16 protein-coding genes are annotated in these 17,540 nt (G+C 49.9%); 10 read left to right on the forward strand and 6 right to left on the reverse strand.

What is annotated here, in order from left to right:
- The first annotated feature begins 335 nt into the window (after positions 1–335).
- Positions 336–578, forward strand: coding sequence for a hypothetical protein (locus J2Y43_RS07180; RefSeq protein ID WP_309980612.1), 243 nt, complete (start codon positions 336–338; stop codon positions 576–578).
- A gap of 203 nt (positions 579–781) precedes the next feature.
- On the opposite strand, the gene J2Y43_RS07185 is transcribed toward J2Y43_RS07180, so the two are convergent.
- From J2Y43_RS07185 to J2Y43_RS07205, 5 genes are all read right to left on the reverse strand, one after another.
- On the reverse strand, positions 782–3,904 hold the full coding sequence (locus J2Y43_RS07185; protein ID WP_309980611.1) for an efflux RND transporter permease subunit: 3,123 nt from the start codon (positions 3,902–3,904) through the stop codon (positions 782–784).
- 25 nt (positions 3,905–3,929) lie between these two features.
- Positions 3,930–4,982 (reverse strand): efflux RND transporter periplasmic adaptor subunit, encoded by a 1,053-nt coding sequence (locus J2Y43_RS07190; RefSeq protein WP_309980610.1) that lies wholly within the window; start codon positions 4,980–4,982, stop codon positions 3,930–3,932.
- Positions 4,983–5,043: 61 nt separating this feature from the next.
- A complete protein-coding gene (locus J2Y43_RS07195; RefSeq protein ID WP_309980609.1) occupies positions 5,044–6,375 on the reverse strand; it encodes a TolC family protein in 1,332 nt (443 codons plus the stop codon).
- An 84-nt stretch (positions 6,376–6,459) separates the two neighbouring features.
- Complete coding sequence (locus J2Y43_RS07200; RefSeq protein ID WP_309980608.1) at positions 6,460–6,927, reverse strand: MarR family transcriptional regulator; 468 nt, start codon at positions 6,925–6,927, stop codon at positions 6,460–6,462.
- A 157-nt stretch (positions 6,928–7,084) separates the two neighbouring features.
- Positions 7,085–8,554: a M48 family metalloprotease gene (locus J2Y43_RS07205; protein WP_309980607.1), complete on the reverse strand. Its 1,470-nt coding sequence runs from the start codon at positions 8,552–8,554 to the stop codon at positions 7,085–7,087.
- A gap of 308 nt (positions 8,555–8,862) precedes the next feature.
- Between J2Y43_RS07205 and J2Y43_RS07210 the strand changes: the two genes are divergently transcribed.
- Positions 8,863–9,723: a lysophospholipid acyltransferase family protein gene (locus tag J2Y43_RS07210; protein ID WP_309980606.1), complete on the forward strand. Its 861-nt coding sequence runs from the start codon at positions 8,863–8,865 to the stop codon at positions 9,721–9,723.
- Between the two features lie 29 nt (positions 9,724–9,752).
- Complete coding sequence (locus J2Y43_RS07215; protein WP_309980605.1) at positions 9,753–10,661, forward strand: TIGR01777 family oxidoreductase; 909 nt, start codon at positions 9,753–9,755, stop codon at positions 10,659–10,661.
- Positions 10,662–10,773: 112 nt separating this feature from the next.
- Here the strand turns inward: J2Y43_RS07215 and J2Y43_RS07220 are convergent, their stop codons facing one another.
- Positions 10,774–12,270 carry a M61 family peptidase gene (locus J2Y43_RS07220; protein ID WP_309980604.1) on the reverse strand — a complete coding sequence of 499 codons (1,497 nt, stop codon included), beginning with the start codon at positions 12,268–12,270 and terminating at the stop codon, positions 10,774–10,776.
- 107 nt (positions 12,271–12,377) lie between these two features.
- Between J2Y43_RS07220 and J2Y43_RS07225 the strand changes: the two genes are divergently transcribed.
- The 7 genes from J2Y43_RS07225 (at position 12,378) to efp (ending at position 17,539) form a co-directional block, all read left to right on the forward strand.
- Positions 12,378–13,043: a hypothetical protein gene (locus J2Y43_RS07225; RefSeq protein WP_309980603.1), complete on the forward strand. Its 666-nt coding sequence runs from the start codon at positions 12,378–12,380 to the stop codon at positions 13,041–13,043.
- A gap of 85 nt (positions 13,044–13,128) precedes the next feature.
- Complete coding sequence (locus J2Y43_RS07230) at positions 13,129–13,761, forward strand: acetyltransferase (protein ID WP_309980602.1); 633 nt, start codon at positions 13,129–13,131, stop codon at positions 13,759–13,761.
- Between the two features lie 45 nt (positions 13,762–13,806).
- Positions 13,807–14,418: a DUF177 domain-containing protein gene (locus J2Y43_RS07235; RefSeq protein WP_309980601.1), complete on the forward strand. Its 612-nt coding sequence runs from the start codon at positions 13,807–13,809 to the stop codon at positions 14,416–14,418.
- A gap of 157 nt (positions 14,419–14,575) precedes the next feature.
- On the forward strand, positions 14,576–14,770 hold the full coding sequence (rpmF, locus tag J2Y43_RS07240) for a 50S ribosomal protein L32 (protein ID WP_015813599.1): 195 nt from the start codon (positions 14,576–14,578) through the stop codon (positions 14,768–14,770).
- 131 nt (positions 14,771–14,901) lie between these two features.
- A complete protein-coding gene (gene plsX, locus J2Y43_RS07245; RefSeq protein WP_223401632.1) occupies positions 14,902–15,840 on the forward strand; it encodes a phosphate acyltransferase PlsX in 939 nt (312 codons plus the stop codon).
- An 89-nt stretch (positions 15,841–15,929) separates the two neighbouring features.
- Positions 15,930–16,925, forward strand: a complete 996-nt coding sequence (locus tag J2Y43_RS07250; protein ID WP_223401630.1) for a beta-ketoacyl-ACP synthase III — start codon at positions 15,930–15,932, stop codon at positions 16,923–16,925.
- Between the two features lie 47 nt (positions 16,926–16,972).
- Positions 16,973–17,539: an elongation factor P gene (gene efp / locus J2Y43_RS07255; protein WP_106594126.1), complete on the forward strand. Its 567-nt coding sequence runs from the start codon at positions 16,973–16,975 to the stop codon at positions 17,537–17,539.
- The last annotated feature ends 1 nt before the right edge of the window (position 17,540 follow it).

Below are 17,540 nucleotides of genomic sequence, written 5' to 3' on the forward strand. Positions count from 1 at the left end.
GCTGAGATTAACAATGAAACAATAGAAATTGCGATTGCCATGCGCGAAAGAATAATTGATCTCCACTAAGATATACCCTCGTAAGCAAACTCTGATCATTAGATATATTCAATTATTGCCTCTCCATTACCGCAGGAAAACTCATAGCGAAATTACTTGCATTCTTTCCACTCGCTCCCCAATTTACACTCACCTAAAAACTTGTAACACAATGAAGAATCTTGCTAGCATTGCCCTGCGATGGTGTGGGTGCGGCGAAAGCCCCCTGAACGTAGTTACATACGTTAGGTCACCTTAGGCAGGGCATTATTTTTCAACCTAAAAATTGTAAAGTAATGACACCTTCATCACACACTACCGAATCCGAGGATTCGGTATGCCTCGCTTATGGCAGGCAAGTAAAAGAACTTTTAAACGCAGGCACCCCTACCGAAATGCTCGACCATCTCTGGTGCATTTACAGCGATGCAATGGCATTTCAACAGGAAGCCGGGTACAACCCGCGTGTTAGTGACATTTTTATGACTTTCCGGGAGCTGGTGTTCTTTATCCAACGCATTGAAAGCGTGAGGGTGTAACGAACCATCCCACGATTGTCTTACGGTGCGCGGCACCTTCCGATTTTTTTAATTTCATCTACAAGTATTACGGCGCTCTGCGCCTGGCTTTATGGTCCAGGCGCAGAGCGCCGTAATACTTGTAGCAGGTGCAGAGCACCCAAGATATTTGTAGGTGCAGCGCACCGTAACATTTGTTCACGGTGCGCCATTGTTTGAAAAACCTAGGCCTCCAAAACCATCTCCTCCTTCACCTTCCGTTTCTTACGTTTCGCAAATCGCTCCTTAATCCGATCCACCACATAATATGCGCTAGGTACGAGGAAGAGCGTCAGGGTAAGTGAGCTCGTCAAACCACCGATGATCACCCATGCCATACCATTCTTCACCTCGGCACCGTCGCCGGATGCGAGAGCGATGGGAAGCATACCCGCGATCATCGCGATGGTGGTCATCAGGATCGGGCGGAGACGCTCCTTGCCTGCTTCGATGAGGGCTTCTTTCAATGCGTAGCCTTCTTCTTTGAGCTGGTTGGCGAAGTCGACGATCAAGATCGCGTTTTTGGCTACCAGACCCAGGAGCATGATCATACCTACGATAGAGAAAATCGTGAGGCTTTCCATCGTGAGTGCGAGGGCGGTTAGTGCCCCTACGAGCGCTACCGGGATCGAGAAGAGTACCACGAACGGGTAAATGGTACTTTCGTAAAGCGCCACCATGATGAGGTAGATGAGCACGATACCAAGTAGCAATGCCACTCCAAGGCTACCGAATGCGTCGGCCTGGTTTTTCAGGTCACCGCGGTATTCGATGCTAATGCCCTCGGGGAGCTTCACTTTCGCCATTTTGGCCTGAATGTCGGCACCTATGGAACCGGACGGGCGGCCCACTACCTGCGAGTTGATGGTGATCGACGACAGACGATCGATGCGTTGCAGCACGCTTTCACCCATCCCTTCGCGGATGGTTGCGAATTGCGAGAGTTCGAAGGTCTGTCCCTGGCTGTTCACGAATGTCAGGTGGCGAATATCGTCGGCTTTGGAGCGGTCGAACTGGTCGAGGTTGACCATAATATCGTACTCCTTACCATTTTGTTTGAACTTCGAACGGTCGTCGCCGCGGAATGCGGTTTGCAATGTGGCCCCTACTTCGGCGGCATCAATGCCGAGCTGCGCCATTTTCTCACGGTCGAGGGTTACGCCCACTTCCGGTTTCGGATCGTCCACGGAGTAATCGACGTTGGAAGTACCGGGCACGGAAGCCACAATGTCCTTCACTTGCGCGGCGGTCTTGCGGATCACGGCCATATCGGTACCCTTCACAGCCACCTGGATCGGCGCCTGATTGGCATTACCGGTGATCGAGGTCGGTGCAACGGTCACTTTTACGCCCGGGATTTGCAGGATTTCCTTCTGGATATTCTGACCGAATTCTTCGGAAGATACCGCACGCTCTTTCTTATCAACCAATTGAACAGTCAAATCAGCAATGTTGCTATTTGAAGTAGTTCCTAAACCGGTGCTGCTATAACCGACGTTTGTAAATACTTTGGTCACCTCCGGTTTTGCCAAAAGGATTTTCTCAACCCGTTGCGCTACTTGGTTAGTCTGGTAAACAGATGCGGTCGGTGCCAGTTCAATGGACACATTCAACTCACCGCGATCGCTTTGCTGCATAAATGCCGCTCCCACGAATCCGCCCGGTACCAATGCGATCGAACCGACGATGAGGAAGATCGAAAGCAGGAAAATATAGCGTTTGTGGCCGAGTACCCAGGTCAGAATCCGACCATACTCTTCTTTTACATTATCCAGAAATCTTTCGAAACCGAGGTTCAAACGGCCCCAAAGGGTGTTTTTATCCAAAACTTCGACCTTACCAAAACGCGAAGCGAGTAATGGGGTTAATGTAAATGACACCAATAAACTCATCAATGTGGAGAACACGACAACGAGGGAGAACTCGCGGAGGATGTTACCGATGAGGCCCTGCGTCAATGCCAGCGGCACAAATACCACCACGTCCACCAGGGTAATCGCCAATGCGGTGAAACCGATCTCCGCCCGGCCATCCAATGCAGCCTGCCAGCGGCTTTTGCCCATTTCCATGTGGCGGTTGATGTTTTCCAAAACCACAATGGAATCATCGACGAGGATACCTACCACGAGCGAGAGCGCCATGAGCGTCATCAGGTTCAAGGAGAAGCCCATCAGGCTCATCAATATAAATGTCGGGATCATCGACGACGGCAATGCCACGAGGATGAACATCGAGCTACGGAAACTGTGGAGGAACAATAGCATTACCACGGACACGATCAGTACCGCGAGGCCAAGGTCGAATACCACCGCATTCGCCGAAGCCAATGTATAAATCGATTGGTCGGAAGCGATGTTGAATTTCAAACCTTGTGCTTCATATTGCTTTTCAAGACTGGTAAGGCGCTCGCGGGTGAGCTTGCTCACGTCCACCGCATTCGCGTCGGATTGCTTTTGAATCTGCAATGCAACAGACGGACGGCCATTGATATGGTTCACTGCCGTAGCATCGGCCACGCCATCATACACCTCGGCAATGTCACGCAGGAAGATCTGCCCGCCGTTTGAGGATTTACCAACAATTACATTCCTAAGATTGGCAACAGTAGTGAGCTTGGCGTCGAAACGGATAGACAACTGGTCTTCCTGGGTTTTTACCTGGCCGGCAGGGTAAGATGTGTTCGCATTGTTGATCGCCGCCGAAACCTGGCTGATCGACAAATGGTAGGCCTTCAATTTAACCTGACTGATATTCACCTGGATCTGGCGCTCGGTACCGCCGATAATGGTCACCTGGCCCACGCCGGTCACGTTCGAAAGCTGTGGTTTCAGCTTGTCGTCAATCAAATCGTACAATTCAGACGGCGAAAGGTTCGCAGTCACACCCATTCTCAAAACCGGGATTTCGTCGGTCGAGAACTTGTTGATAACCGGGCGATCGGCGTCATCGGGCAGGAGCGAAATCGCCTGTTCCACTTTCCGTTGCGCTTCCTGCTGCGCCAAATCGACGCTAACACCCTGTTTCAGCTGGATAATCACTGACGAAACACCTTCCTGCGAAGTCGAGTTGATCTGATCCAGACCTTCAATGGCCGATACCGCATCCTCGATATGCTTCGTCACGTTCGTTTCCACCTCGTCCGCAGAAGCACCGCGATAGGTGGTCATGACGCTCACAACATTGGCCTCGAATTTGGGCAACAAGTTGTAAGACAATTGGTTGTAGCTGATCAAACCGAATAGTACCAGTACCACGAATACTACGGTTACGAAGAGCGGTCTCTTTACGGCTACTTCGGTAATTGACATAATTCTTTCAGTTTGCTGATGAAGATTATTTTGTAATGGTAACCGCAGCGCCTTCGCTCAGGTTGATTTGGCCGGTCGTAACTACCGTTTCGCCCGATTTCAGGCCTGTCAACACCTCTACATTGTCGCCCACTTCGCGACCGACCTCAATTTTGCGTTGTTTCGCCACGCCGCCTTCTACCACGTACACATACGGGTTACGCACGCTCTCCACGAGCGCGCTGCGCGGGATGAGGAGTGATTGTGTGCTGCTTTTTTGCTGGAATTCAACGGTCACGAAAGTACCGGCTTTCAATTCGGTAGAGTTTTTCACGACGATTTCCACCGGGTAGTTGTGCGACTCGTCGCCTTGCGGAGCGATGTAGGAAATCACGCCGTCGATTTTCTTACCTGGGAAAATGCTGGTGCTTACCTGTACGTGCTGGCCTTCTTTGAGTTTATACACATCATTCTCGTTGATCATCACCTGCACTTTCAGGCGTGAGACGTCCAGGATCGTCCCCAGCGAAGTACCTACGTTCACAAACTCGCCGGGCTCGATGTTTTTCTTCACAATGCGGCCGCTGATCGGTGCCTGAATGGACGCGTCGCTGATCTGTTGTTTGATCTGCTCGGCCTGGTTCAATGCATTTTCGTAGTTGTATTTAGTATCGTTCACCTGAATTTCGGTCGCCGCATTACCTGCCAGTAATTTGGAATAGCGGTCTGTGTCCTTTTTCAGTTTATTGATATTCAGCTCGGTAGCTTCGAGCGACAGCTCTTTCAGCTTGCTATCCACTTTCACGATCGTCGCGCCTTGCGTTACGTGCGAGCCGAGCTCGTATTTAACCGCCAATACCTTACCGGCCGCGGTAGCCATGATTTCCGCTTCTTTGAAAGGAATAAGGCTACCGGTACGAATCAGCTGCTGATCGGCGCTGCCTTCCTGCGCGGCAATGGCCGTCACGGGAATCGTTACGTTCTTATTTTCGGGCATTTTCTTCTTCTCGTCGATTTTCGCCTTGTTGGCAACCAATCTGACGCCGATCAAAACGCCTATAATGACGATGGAACCGATGATGATGAGTTTTCTTTTCATGGGAATTCAATTTTGAATGAGTGAATGACCGAATAGGTCAATTTTTGTTGTTGATGAAGTGCTATGGTAATGCTGTGTAAAAATCGTTGAGACTGCCGGTCGACTGTTCTAGGCCGAGTTTCGCCTGGTAGTAACTCAGCATGGAATTGATATAGTTGCTTTGCGACTCTTTGTACGAAGTTTCCGCATTGAGCAAATCGGTTAGCGGTACGGTGCCTTCGCGGTATTGGAGTGTGGTGACATCGTACACCTCTTTGGCGAGGGTCACGTTGTTTTCGTCGCTGGCCAGGTTCGACTTCGCTTTTTGAAGCTGAGTCAATGCGTTGCTGTTTTGCAGTTCGTAGTTCTGAACATTGAGTTTCAACTGCTCTTTTTGCGTCATCAGGTTCAAATCGGCCTGTTTGTATTGTGCATCGCGGCGGAAGCTGTCGAAAATCGGGATACTCACTTTCAAACCGATGGCACCGTAGCTGAACCAGTTGCCCCACGAAGCTCCGAGGTCGTTACCCAGTGCCTGCACGCCATAACGGCCGTAAACCGATACTTTGGGTAAATAGCCTGCTTTAATGCGTGCTTTTTCCAGTTGCTGTAAATCCATGTTCAGGTTCTGTATTTTAAAATCGGTGAGGTTGGAAGCATCGAATGCGACGGGCTCTACGATTTTGAAAGGCTGGTCGAGCGGATTATCTGCCAGCACGAGCTGGTCGCTCAACGGCATCCCCATTTGGAATTTCAACTGGTTTTCAGAAAGGGTAAGGTTGCTTTCCGCCAATGTGAGCTGGGATTTGATATTGTTCAAATTCACCTGGGTGCGGTCGTAATCTACCTTTTTGATCACGCCATTATCGAGTTGCAGTTTCAATGTGCTCAGGATCTGGCTCGTTTTATCCAGGTTATCCTTCAAAAGCGCGATCTGCTGAGAGGTCACAAACACCTGGTAATAGGCATTGGCTACATTATAGATGATCGTTTCCTTCGTTTTGCGCGAGTTCAAGGCTGCATTCTCCTGGTTCGGTTTGTTGGCTTGAATGCCGACAAGCAGCGACTGGTCGAAAATCACCTGATCCACCTGCGCCGATGCATTACTCTGGTATTTGGTACCCAATGCCACGCGGCGGTCTTCCCCCCCAAAAAGTGCCCCTGGCAACACAGTCGATTGCAGTTTCAGGTTATCGTCGAGCGATGCATTACCTGCTACTTGCGGCAAATAACCAGCCAATGCTTCGCGTCCCTGCTGCACCGCCGTACTTTCCTTGTACTGAGCTATTTTGACGTTCCCGTTATTCTTGATTCCATAGGCGATGCAATCTTTGAGCGTCAGGCGCGTCTGCGCCCAGCCCGGCGCCACCGAGGCGGCGACTGCGATGATTGCGGCTATCCATTTACTTTTCATCTGACCTGTTGTTGATTATTTGTGGCTAATGATCGATAGTTGATACCTCTACTGGTGATATATCAACTATTAATTTAAAAAAATTTATTTGTCTACTACTTTGACGACGCGATCCAGATAACCCAGGAACGTCGTCCACTCCTGCTCTGTAAAATGCTCCATAATCTGGCTATTGAATGCGATCGCGAGTGATTGGATACGCTCGCAGACGAACTTCCCACTCGGCGTAAGCGATATCAGGTTCTTTCTTTTGTCCTCAATATCACTTTCTATTTTCAGGAAACCATCCTTATGCAAAGTCTGCACAGAGCGTTGGATTCCCGCTTTATCCTTTTGCAAAATATTGGCAATGTCCTGCTGGGTGCGCGCCTGTTCCTGGAAATATACAACCATCAGGATAGGCAGCTGCTCTGCCAGAACGGGTATCCCTTCATTGACGAGCTCCGCATTCATTTTCTTGAAAACCGTCTTTGTTACGGCCCCCAGTTTAAACTGCAAGGAGTTCTTCAATTCTTCTCTAAGGTTCTGCCAGCTATCTATGTTTGCGCTCATGATGATACAAAGGTATATTGTGTTGATATGTCAACCAAATTTTAATGTGAAAAGTTTCTGATCTCTGGACTAATGGTAGAATGGTCAGGATGAACGGTGAACAAAAAGAGCGGCGACATCGATCGTGCCGCCGCTCTCACTATTTTAAAAGTCCGTCTTACCTTCCCAATGTCTTAAACAAAGTACCTTTCGTCACCTTGTCGGTCAGTGCAATACCGTTCAGGATCGCGAGCTCGTCGAGTTTACCATCGGGCTGGTTATTGTCTTTCAGCAAGTCCCGGAGTGTAGCTTCACGCTGAGCAGTTTTGATACGGATACGTTCGGGCTGGCGGTTGAGGATATTCTGGTCCGAAACCGACTTGAAACCCTGCGCCACCGAGCGGAACTGGCCTGAATTAGCAGCGAAGTTACCCGCCGAAGCCACGCCGTGAATGGCGTAAATGTTGCCGCCGTACTGGATAAGCCAAGTGGCAACCTGTATCGTATTGGCCGTTGCCGCCGCCGCCTGGCCGTTCGCATCCTGCTCTGCCTGCTGCGAAACCATCACCAACGCCGGATTGCCATTAATGGTAGCCTTATCGTTCTCGATCACTTTCAAACCATAATTTTTTACCACCGCCTGGGCCGCCTCGTCCAATGTCTTACCCTGCGCCAGCGTGAAGAGCATCATCGATTTACCGTCCTTGGCTGCCATCTGGAACTGTATTGGCGAGTTTTCATACTGCCAGCCGCTTGGTACCGGGAACTGGAATTTCAGCGACGGATGATAGAAAGTATTGTTTTCCACAAAACCCTGCTGCGGGTCGTTGCCGTAAATCACGCCATCGATCTTGCGCAGATACACATCGCGGTTGACGGTGTACTTGCCCGGATGTGCGGCCTGGTACTCGGCAGCCAGCTTGCCCACTTTCTGCATACGGTCGCCCGGATCGGGGTGGGTGGATTGGAATGTAGGAATGGCCTGGCCCGCTTTTTCAGAGATTCTTTTGAGTGTACCAAAGAAATCGGCCATCTCTTTGGCATCATACCCGATTTTGCTCGAATAATCGACCCCAATTTTGTCCGATTCGGTCTCGTGGTCGCGGCTGTAACTCAAAAAGAGCAAACCCAGCGCCTGCTGCGCCTGCTCACCCATCGCGCGTACCTGCGGAGAGAGGATCATCCCGGCCGCCAAGCCTACCTGGCCGAAGATCTGGGAAGTCTGCTGCCGCGCCGAGTGGCGTGCGGTAATGTGCCCGATTTCGTGCCCGAGTACACCTGCGAATTCGGCCTCATTGTTGAAATGCGCCATAATTCCCCTGGTAAAATATACGTAACCGCCGGGTACTGCAAACGCGTTGACCACCGGCGAGTCCACAATGAAGAACTTGTAAGGCAAATCGGGGCGGTGCGAAATCTTCGCCATGGCCATACCCTTTTCGTTGATGAAGGATTGCAGGTTCTTGTCGTCATAAATGCCCATTGTGGCCACGATAGACGGGTGCGATTCGGCCCCGAGCGCGATCTCTTTCTCTTGCGACATAAAGACGATCTCTTTTTTGCCCGTCACCGGATTTTTGGAACAACCTGCGAGCATTCCAGCCGCCACAAAAGCCGGCAGAATGCGAAATGCGTATTTCATTTTCATAAAATTTGAAAAATGACTTGTTAGAAGGAGATGGTCAAAATTAAATGTTCTCTCCAATTATATGCAAAGAATCATGCCAAATAGTGACGTCGACCACCGACCACCGACGACTGACGGCCGAGAGCGCGAACCAATGTGATCGGCGGTCAGCGGTCGGCTGACGGTGGTCGGCAAAAAATATTTTCCTTTGCCTCCGCATATTATCTAAATTACGTCTTCGTCCGCAACCCCGGGGTCCACCCGGGTGGTACAAAACTTTTACGAAAGAAACCCCGATCTGCATTGCATGAGACATCATTTACTGCACTATGAGTTTTAAAAAGATCACATATAGCGCGCTTCCCTCCTGGCTCGCCCGACTGGATTTCCTGGGTCTTTTTGAGAAAGACCCCTTCGGCAACTATCTGGCTGTTAAAAGATTACTTATTTTCATACTAGGCTGGTTTACATATTACCGTTACACGGCCGTCAATAAGATCCGCATTACCGGCACCGAAAACCTGATGGACCTGCCCGACCAGGGCGTGCTGTTCCTCTCGAACCACCAGACTTATTTCGCCGACGTTATCGCATTCTTTCATATTTTTTGCGCCGTCAAATGGGGCTATAAAGACACCATGGCCCCGCCGTTTTATCTGCTTTCGCCCCGGGCGAGGATGTACTATGTGGCGGCGGCCGAAACCATGAAAGGTGGTTTTTTACCCAAAGTGTTCAGCATGGGTGGCGCTATTACCATCGAACGTTCCTGGCGGGCCAATGGCGAAGACGTGAAGCGCCAGCTCGACACCTCCGCACAGGACCGCATCGGCATGGGTCTGCAGCACGGCTGGGTGGTGAGCTTTCCGCAAGGAACCACCAAACCGTATGCCCCTGTACGCAAAGGCACGGGGCATTTGATCAACGACCACCACCCGATCGTGATCCCGGTCGTGATCAATGGTTTCAGAAGGGCTTTTGATAAGAAAGGATTGCGTTTCAAAAAACGGAACACCCGACTGACGGTGCAGTTCAAACCGCCCATGCATTTCCGCCCCGACGAGACGGTGGAAGAAATGGTCGCACGCGTAACGCAGGCGATCGAGCAAGAGCCGCCGCGCGACGGTTCGCCGAGCGACGGTTCGCCGGGCGACGCCTCGCCGGGCGACGTTTCTCAGCACCCCGAAATCTAGCATGGTATACTTTTTTAAAACCGGTATTTATGGGAAAGAAAGTACTGATTACCGGCGGCACGGGCCTCATCGGCAAGCGGCTGACGCAAATGCTGCTCGAAAAGGGCTATGAAGTGGCTTTCCTGAGCCGGGAAAAGGCCAATATACTTTCGGTTCAGGTTTTTGAATGGGATATTAAAAAAGGCTATATCGAAGAAGGAGCTTTGGATAACCTGCATTTTCTCGTGCATTTGGCTGGTACCAATGTCGGCGAAGGCCGCTGGACGGAAGAGCGCAAAAAATCCATCCTCGAAAGCCGCACCGAATCGATCCGCCTTATCGTCCGAAAACTCGCCGAAAAGCCTGTAAAACCGGTTGCATTCGTGTCGGCCTCGGGCATCAGCTACTACGGCCAGGACACCGGCGACGCCAAAAATACTGAAAACACGCCCGCAGGCAACGATTTCCTCTCGCACGTAAGCACCGAGTGGGAAAAAGCAGCCGATGAAATTGAGGCATTGGGCATCCGCACGGTCAAGCTACGGACCGGCATTGTGATTAGCAAAGACGGCGGCGCGATCCCCAAAATGGCACTGCCGGCGCGCTTCGGCGTGGGTGCACCGCTGGGCTCGGGAAAGCAATGGATGTCTTGGATCCACCTCGATGATATGTGCCGGTTATATATGGAAGCGCTGGAAAATGAAAGCTGGCACGGGGCTTACAATGCAGTTGCAGCACCACCCGTCACGAACGAAGGCCTTACCAAAGCCATTTGCAAAGTATTGCACCGCCCGCAATGGTTTCCGAATGTGCCTGCATTTGCATTAAAACTCGCTTTCGGAGAAATGGCAGCGGTGGTACTAGGAGGGAATTATGTGGTGAACGAGCGGATTGAGAATGAGACGGGGTTTCGGTACCAATATGGGGAACTCGAAGAGGCTTTGAGAGCGGAACTGTGATAAACTTCGGCTATCGGCTATCGGCTATCGAAAAATGTTACAAAACTACTGCATTCCCACGCTACATCCCATAAAAAGCCGACGGCCGATAGCCGACAGCCGAAGTCCTCCCTTACTCTTCCTCATCCCCATCCTCCAACTCCTCTTCCTCGATCGTCAGCACTTGCACCGTTTCGAGCCATTTTTCCCGCTGCACTTGTGCCTTAAAATCATCGAGCACGTTCAGCTGCACATTGCCATTGCTGAAAACCGACATTTGTAACCCTACAAATGCGAGTGCTTCGTTCAGGCGGTCTTCGAGCGGGGTAGCGCTGAAAATGCATTCATTCCAATACCATTCCAGTGACTCGCCGGCTACTTCTTCTACGATGCTGATGTAGTCTTCGAGCGTATAACCGACAAATGGCTTGCCGAAACGCACCCATAACAGCCTCATCACATCGTCCAGCGACTGGGCATGGTTGGTTTTCTTCCTTAAATACAAATCCAGAATGAGCGCTACCAATGCGCCTTTGTGGTACACCGACACTTTCCGGTTCGGAATGCCTTTTTCGTAACCATCCAGCCAAAGGTCGAACGACGATTCCGCGAGCGACTGCGCCGCATGGGCGCTGCTTTCGAAATGGCGCTTCATATACACCTGCAATTCCTTCACATAAGCATCGTCGTTGAAAACGCCGGCACGTCTCAGGAAAAGGTCGCCATAATAGGTCGTGCAGCCTTCGGCCACGAAACAGGTTTGGAAGTAGTTTTCTTTGGTAAAATCATAGGGCAAAAGCTCCGCCGGGCGAATGCGGATGATGTTCCAGGCGTGGAAAAGCTCATGCGAGCTCACACCCAGGAGGTCGGAATAGAGGCCTTCGCCCTCGTCGTCTGGTCCGAGCACGATCATCGTCGAGTTCTGGTGCTCCACGCCATGGTAGAATGCATTGGGTAAAATCAGGTTCAGGAAATGGTAGTCCTTTTCGGGAAACTCTCCGATCATCCCGATCTGCTCGCGCGAAAAGCGTCGGAAATCGCGTTCGATACGCCGCCAATTGGGTTTCAGGTTCCCGTGCATCCATATTTTGAACTGAATGCCCCGGACTTCGTACTCGCATTTCTGCAAAGTTTCCGAAGCGAGCATCGGGCTATCGACCAATTGATAAAAATCTCTCGCCGATAATGTGTTTTTCCCGGCCGGGGGTAATCCGCAGGCAATTTGGTAGCCATCGGGCAAATCGAGCTCCACGCGGTAAGGCTCAGAGATTCTGCCCTCTGTATACATGCAGAAGTTGATGAAGTTGAGATACCACAATTCCTCATCTACATAGCTGCTGCCCGCATTCTGAATGGATGCGTAGTAGGTATAATGAATGCGCACCTCGTTTTGGCCGGCCGTTCCAACCCGCCATCGGTCTTTGGTTACCTTATGAAGGGCCAGTTTGTGACCAGCGGGTGAGGTCGCTTCGATAAATTGAATATTTTTGGCGAAGTTTTGAAGCTCATACCGCCCCGGGCGCCAGGCCGGCAGTTGGATTTCGATCTGTTCGCTATTGATTTCGGGGATGGTATAGGTAATGTCAAGAAAACGGGTTTGTGGGTCAGGAACCGAAATGTGATAAAGCATATACGAAACGCGTGGTGTTAAGAGGGGCCGGAAGCGCAGTATCGGTAGACAAAAATCAGATAGTCCTACGTTACCAGTTACAACATTCTAAAATAAACGATTTTAACATGAAAAGTAAAATTCTCCTGCCATTCCTGTTTCTCCTGGCGGTTTTGACAAGTCCTTCGCTAATGGCGCAGAACGACGAATACTACCGCCCCGATTCGCTTCGGAAGGATCAGCCGGAAAGAAAGGAAATACCTCCCGTTGAAAGAAAACCACAAGATCAGAAACCCGTACTGGCTGAGAAAAAGAAACTGGCCGATTTCGAAGACAAAAAGTTCATCGAAAGGCTGCGCCTCGGCGGCAGTTTCGGGCTGAGCCTTGGAAGTGTTACGAACATCAACCTTTCGCCAATGGCGGGATATGAGCTCACCGAAAAGCTCGTGGGCGGTGTGGGTGCGACGATTATGTATTTCCGCTATAAGTATTATGATATCAACACCGCTTATTATGGTGGCCGTGCATTCATGATGTATAATGTAATTCCGCCTGTCAATATCATCGGCGAGTTCGAGGCATTGAATGTTGAAGGATCTTACCAGAAGCGGCATTGGCTGGGTTCGCCTATGGCAGGGGCATCATATTCACAGCCCATCGGCGGGAAATTTATCAAAGCGGTGCATTTGACGGCGCTGTATAATTTCAGCTACGACAGCCAGATCGATAAATACAGCGGTCAGAACCTGTCGCCCTACGGCAGCCCGTTTGTTTTCAGGGTAACATTCCTGTAAGCATTGCATTCAGGCCTAAATTTTTAAGTCTTCATTTGAACTAACCATTCGGATGAAGACTTTTTATTCAATAGCAACATCAATTATGGAAAACCCCGTATTAATCTTCGGCGCCGGCGACCTCGGTATGCAGGCCCTTGATATTTTCAGAAGAAACAATGTACTCGTGTACGGCTTCCTCGACGACCACGCCGAGCTGCATGGCAAGGAGTTCGGCGAAGTGAGCGTGCTCGGCAATACCGACGACACGAATTACCTTAATATAATAGGCTCTAAATGCGAGGCATTCATCGCGATCGGCGAGCGCTCGGTACGGGAACGCCTGGTAGAATCACTGAACGAGGAGTATAAGAATATGCCCGTGAATGCGATCCACGACAGCGCGGTAATCTCCGGCATGGCGTCGATCGGGCATGGTAACCTCATTGCAGCACGCGCCACCATCGGCGCACGCACGGTTGTCGGCCATCATTGCCTCGTGCAAACGGGTGCGATCATCGACACGTCGGCTATTGTGGGTGACTTCGTAACCATCGGCGCGGGCGCCATCGTGAACGACCGCGTGACATTGGCAGACGGCGTATTCATCGGCTCCGGTGCGGTGATCGTGGCGGGTATTCAGGTCGGCAAGAATGCGCGGATCGGTGCGGGATCGGTAGTGGTCGAGAATGTACCGGCTGGTGCCACCTATTTTGGTAATCCGGCACGGAAAATCTGATAACACCAAAGAATAGCGGCGGGCGGGCAACAATTTTCCGGCCCAATGTTTTTTATTAAACTGAAACACATTACCTTTGCACTCCTTTTGACAGAAAAAGTGAACGAGCTAAGTAAATACAACATAGACATTTACGGTTTGGAAGACAAACAGTATGACTATGATATGGAGTCTGGCGACGCTTTTTTTGAGGAAATGGAGCAGGATCTGATCGAGCACGGGCACTTCAAAACGCACGTGGTCCTCAGCAAATCGGCGACGATGATCCAGCTTCGTTTTCACACAACAGGAAGCGTAACCCTGACTTGTGACCGCAGCCTCGAAACGTTCGAAGAACCGGTTGATTCCGACGAACGCATTATACTGAAGTTCGGCGATCACAATGAGGAACTCACGGAAGAGATCGAGATCATCAGCCGTAATACCAACAGGATCAACGTAGCGCGTTACATTTTTGATTTCATCGCGTTGTCGTTACCCGTGAAAAAGCTCCACCCGAGCCTGCGGACAGAGGTAGACGAGTTCGATTTGGAGGATGATGAGGAAGAAGGAACGCTGGTGTATACTTCGGGAGGAGAAACGGAGGAAGGGGAAGAAGGAGAGGATGAAGAAAAAATCGATCCTCGCTGGGAAGCCTTGAAGAATTTGAAAAAATAAAAGCTTTCTCTTTGGATCAGTTGATTAAAATCAACTGCAAAGGATTAAAAGGCAACAAAAAAGAATCAATTTGCCGTCTGCTTCAGCTGACGGATAAAAAGATAGAGCACAACAGCTCAGATTATAAAATAGTAAATAACAATAGACCAAAAATATCATGGCACATCCTAAGCGGAGACATTCCAGCACCCGTCGCGATTCACGCAGAGCGCACGATTTCCTTACCGGAAAGCAGTTGGGAACTGATGCTACAACCGGAGAAATCCACCAATTGCACCGTGCACACGTACACGAAGGCAACCTGGTTTACAGAGGTAAAGTTGTAGTTGAGAACTATACTAAAACGGTTTAGTTTCAGTCGATGAGCAATTCAATTTCGCAGCAGCCCTATAAAAGTTGTTGCGAAATTCTTTTTTACTGCGGCACATCTGCTAAATTTACACCTTCGGTTTCTAACTTATTTGTCAAAATAACAGCGTGTAAATGAAAATTGCGGTAGATGCTATGGGGGGAGATTTAGCTCCGCAAGCAATTGTTGAAGGGGTCATTCAAGCCTCTTCTGAGCTACCATCCGAGGCGAGAATCGTTTTAATTGGCCGTGAAAACGTGATCTGGGAGATTTTCAACCAGCACAATTTCACTCCTACTAATGTTGACGTCGTTCACGCAGAAGATGTAATCGAGATGGGGGAACATCCTACCAAAGCCCTTTCTCAAAAGCCCAATTCCAGCATTGGCGTGGGTTTCAAGCTTCTGAAAGAAAAAGAGGTAGATATATTCTGCAGCGCAGGAAATACAGGTGCCATGCACGTGGGCGCCCTTTTCAGCATTAAAGCCATTGAAGGCATTCTTCGCCCAGCCATCGCAGGACTCGTGCCGCAGGTAGGAGGAGGATATGCCGTAATGCTCGACATCGGTGCCAACGCCGATTGCAAGCCGGAGGTCCTTTCTCAGTTTGGTGAAATCGGCTCGATTTTCGCCCAGCATACTTTCCAGATCGAGAAGCCGCGGGTTGCGCTGATGAATATCGGGGAAGAAGAGCAAAAAGGCTCCCTTACTTCGCAGGCCACCTATCCCCTGCTGAAACAAAACAAGCGAATCAATTTTATCGGAAATATAGAAGGGAAAGATCTCTTCATTAACAAGGCCGACGTGATCGTTACCGACGGCTTTACCGGCAATATTTTGTTTAAACTCGGAGAGTCTCTGTATGAGATTTCGAAGAAAAGAGGTTTCCAGGACGATTTTATCGACCAAACGAACTACGAGTCCATCGGAGGCAGTCCCATTATCGGGGTGAATGGAAATGTGATGATCGCGCACGGGGTGTCGACACCTCTGGCCATCAAAAATATGGTTGACTGGGCTTACAAGCAGGTGAAATCCAAAGCGTACCTGCACATCGCCCAGGCATTGAGCTAACGACGGATGCTGACAACCACATGACTATGAAAAAACTGAAACTGTCCCTTTTTACCAAATCTATTCGGATTTTGAATAGTTGATTTATCATGACCCATATTAAAGCCTCTATAACAGGAATACAAGGTTATGTGCCTGATTATGTGTTGACTAATGCAGAATTGGAAACAATGGTTGCGACAAACGATGAATGGATCGTTAGCCGCACAGGTATCAAAGAAAGGCGTATTCTGAAAGGCGAAGGTTTAGGAAGTTCACATATGGGTGCGGAGGCTGTAAAGGGATTGCTCGCCAAAACCAATACACGCCCCGAAGAAGTTGACCTGCTCATTTGCGCTACTACCACACCCGATTTTGTTTTCCCCTGCACAGCTAACCTCATCTGCGACATGGTCGGCATCCGTAATATCGGAAGCTTCGACATCCAGGCTGCCTGCTCGGGTTTTATTTATGCATTGACACTCGGCTCGCAATTCATCGAGACCGGAAAATATAAAAAGGTGATCGTCGTAGGGGCGGATAAAATGTCCGCGATCGTGGACTACACCGACCGTAAGACTTGTATCCTCTTCGGCGACGGCGCCGGGGCGGTACTCCTCGAACCGGACACGTCCGGAAACGGTATCCTGGATTCAATCATCAAATCTGATGGGGCAGGTTATCCTTACCTCAATCAGAAAGCCGGAGGAAGCCGTTACCCGCCTACCCATGAAACGGTAGATAACAGGCTGCATTACGTTTATCAGGATGGTGCGCAGGTTTTCAAATTTGCTGTAACCAACATGGCCGACATCGCCGCCGATATTATGGAGCGCAACGGCCTGAACAGCGATAACGTAGCATGGCTCGTGCCACACCAGGCCAACCGCCGGATCATCGAGGCAACCGCCAATCGGATGGGCGTGGGAATGGACAAGGTCATGATGAACATTCACAAATACGGCAATACCACAGCGGCGACGATTCCGCTTTGCTTGTGGGACTACGAATCACAACTTAAAAAAGGCGATAATCTGATACTGGCCGCTTTTGGTGGAGGCTTTACCTGGGGCGCAATGTACCTCAAATGGGGTATCGGAGCGTAGGCATGTGATTTAAATAAAGCATTATCATACAATTCATTAGCATAAAAATGGCAACTACTGCAGATTTGCGTAACGGTTTGGTGATCCATTTCAACCATGATCTTTTTCAGGTGATTGAATTCCAACACGTGAAACCCGGAAAAGGCAACGCGTTCGTACGTACCAAACTGAAAAGCCTTACTAGCGGCAAAGTACTGGACAACACATTCTCGTCAGGCGCAGGCATTACGCCCGTACGCGTGGAGAGACACAAGTTCCAGTTTCTATATAAAGATGAGGTTGGCTACAACTTCATGAACTCCGAGACATTCGACCAGGTGTTGATCGACGAAAAACTGGTGACCAACGCCGACCTTATGAAAGAAGGACAAGAGGTTGAGATCCTGATCAATACTGAAAACGATGCAGCGCTGACTTGCGAACTTCCTCCTTTCGTGGAATTGGTAGTAACTTACTCGGAGCCGGGATTGAAAGGCGATACCGCCAACTCTCCGAAGAAAGCGATTGAAGTAGAAACCGGTGCACGCATCATGGTACCTCTTTTCATCGACGAAGGTGAAAAAATCAAAGTTGACACACGCACATACGAATACGTAGAAAGAGTTAAATCTTAAT

The organism is Dyadobacter sp. BE31 (genome assembly GCF_031457695.1).
In the GTDB taxonomy this organism is placed as follows: domain Bacteria; phylum Bacteroidota; class Bacteroidia; order Cytophagales; family Spirosomataceae; genus Dyadobacter.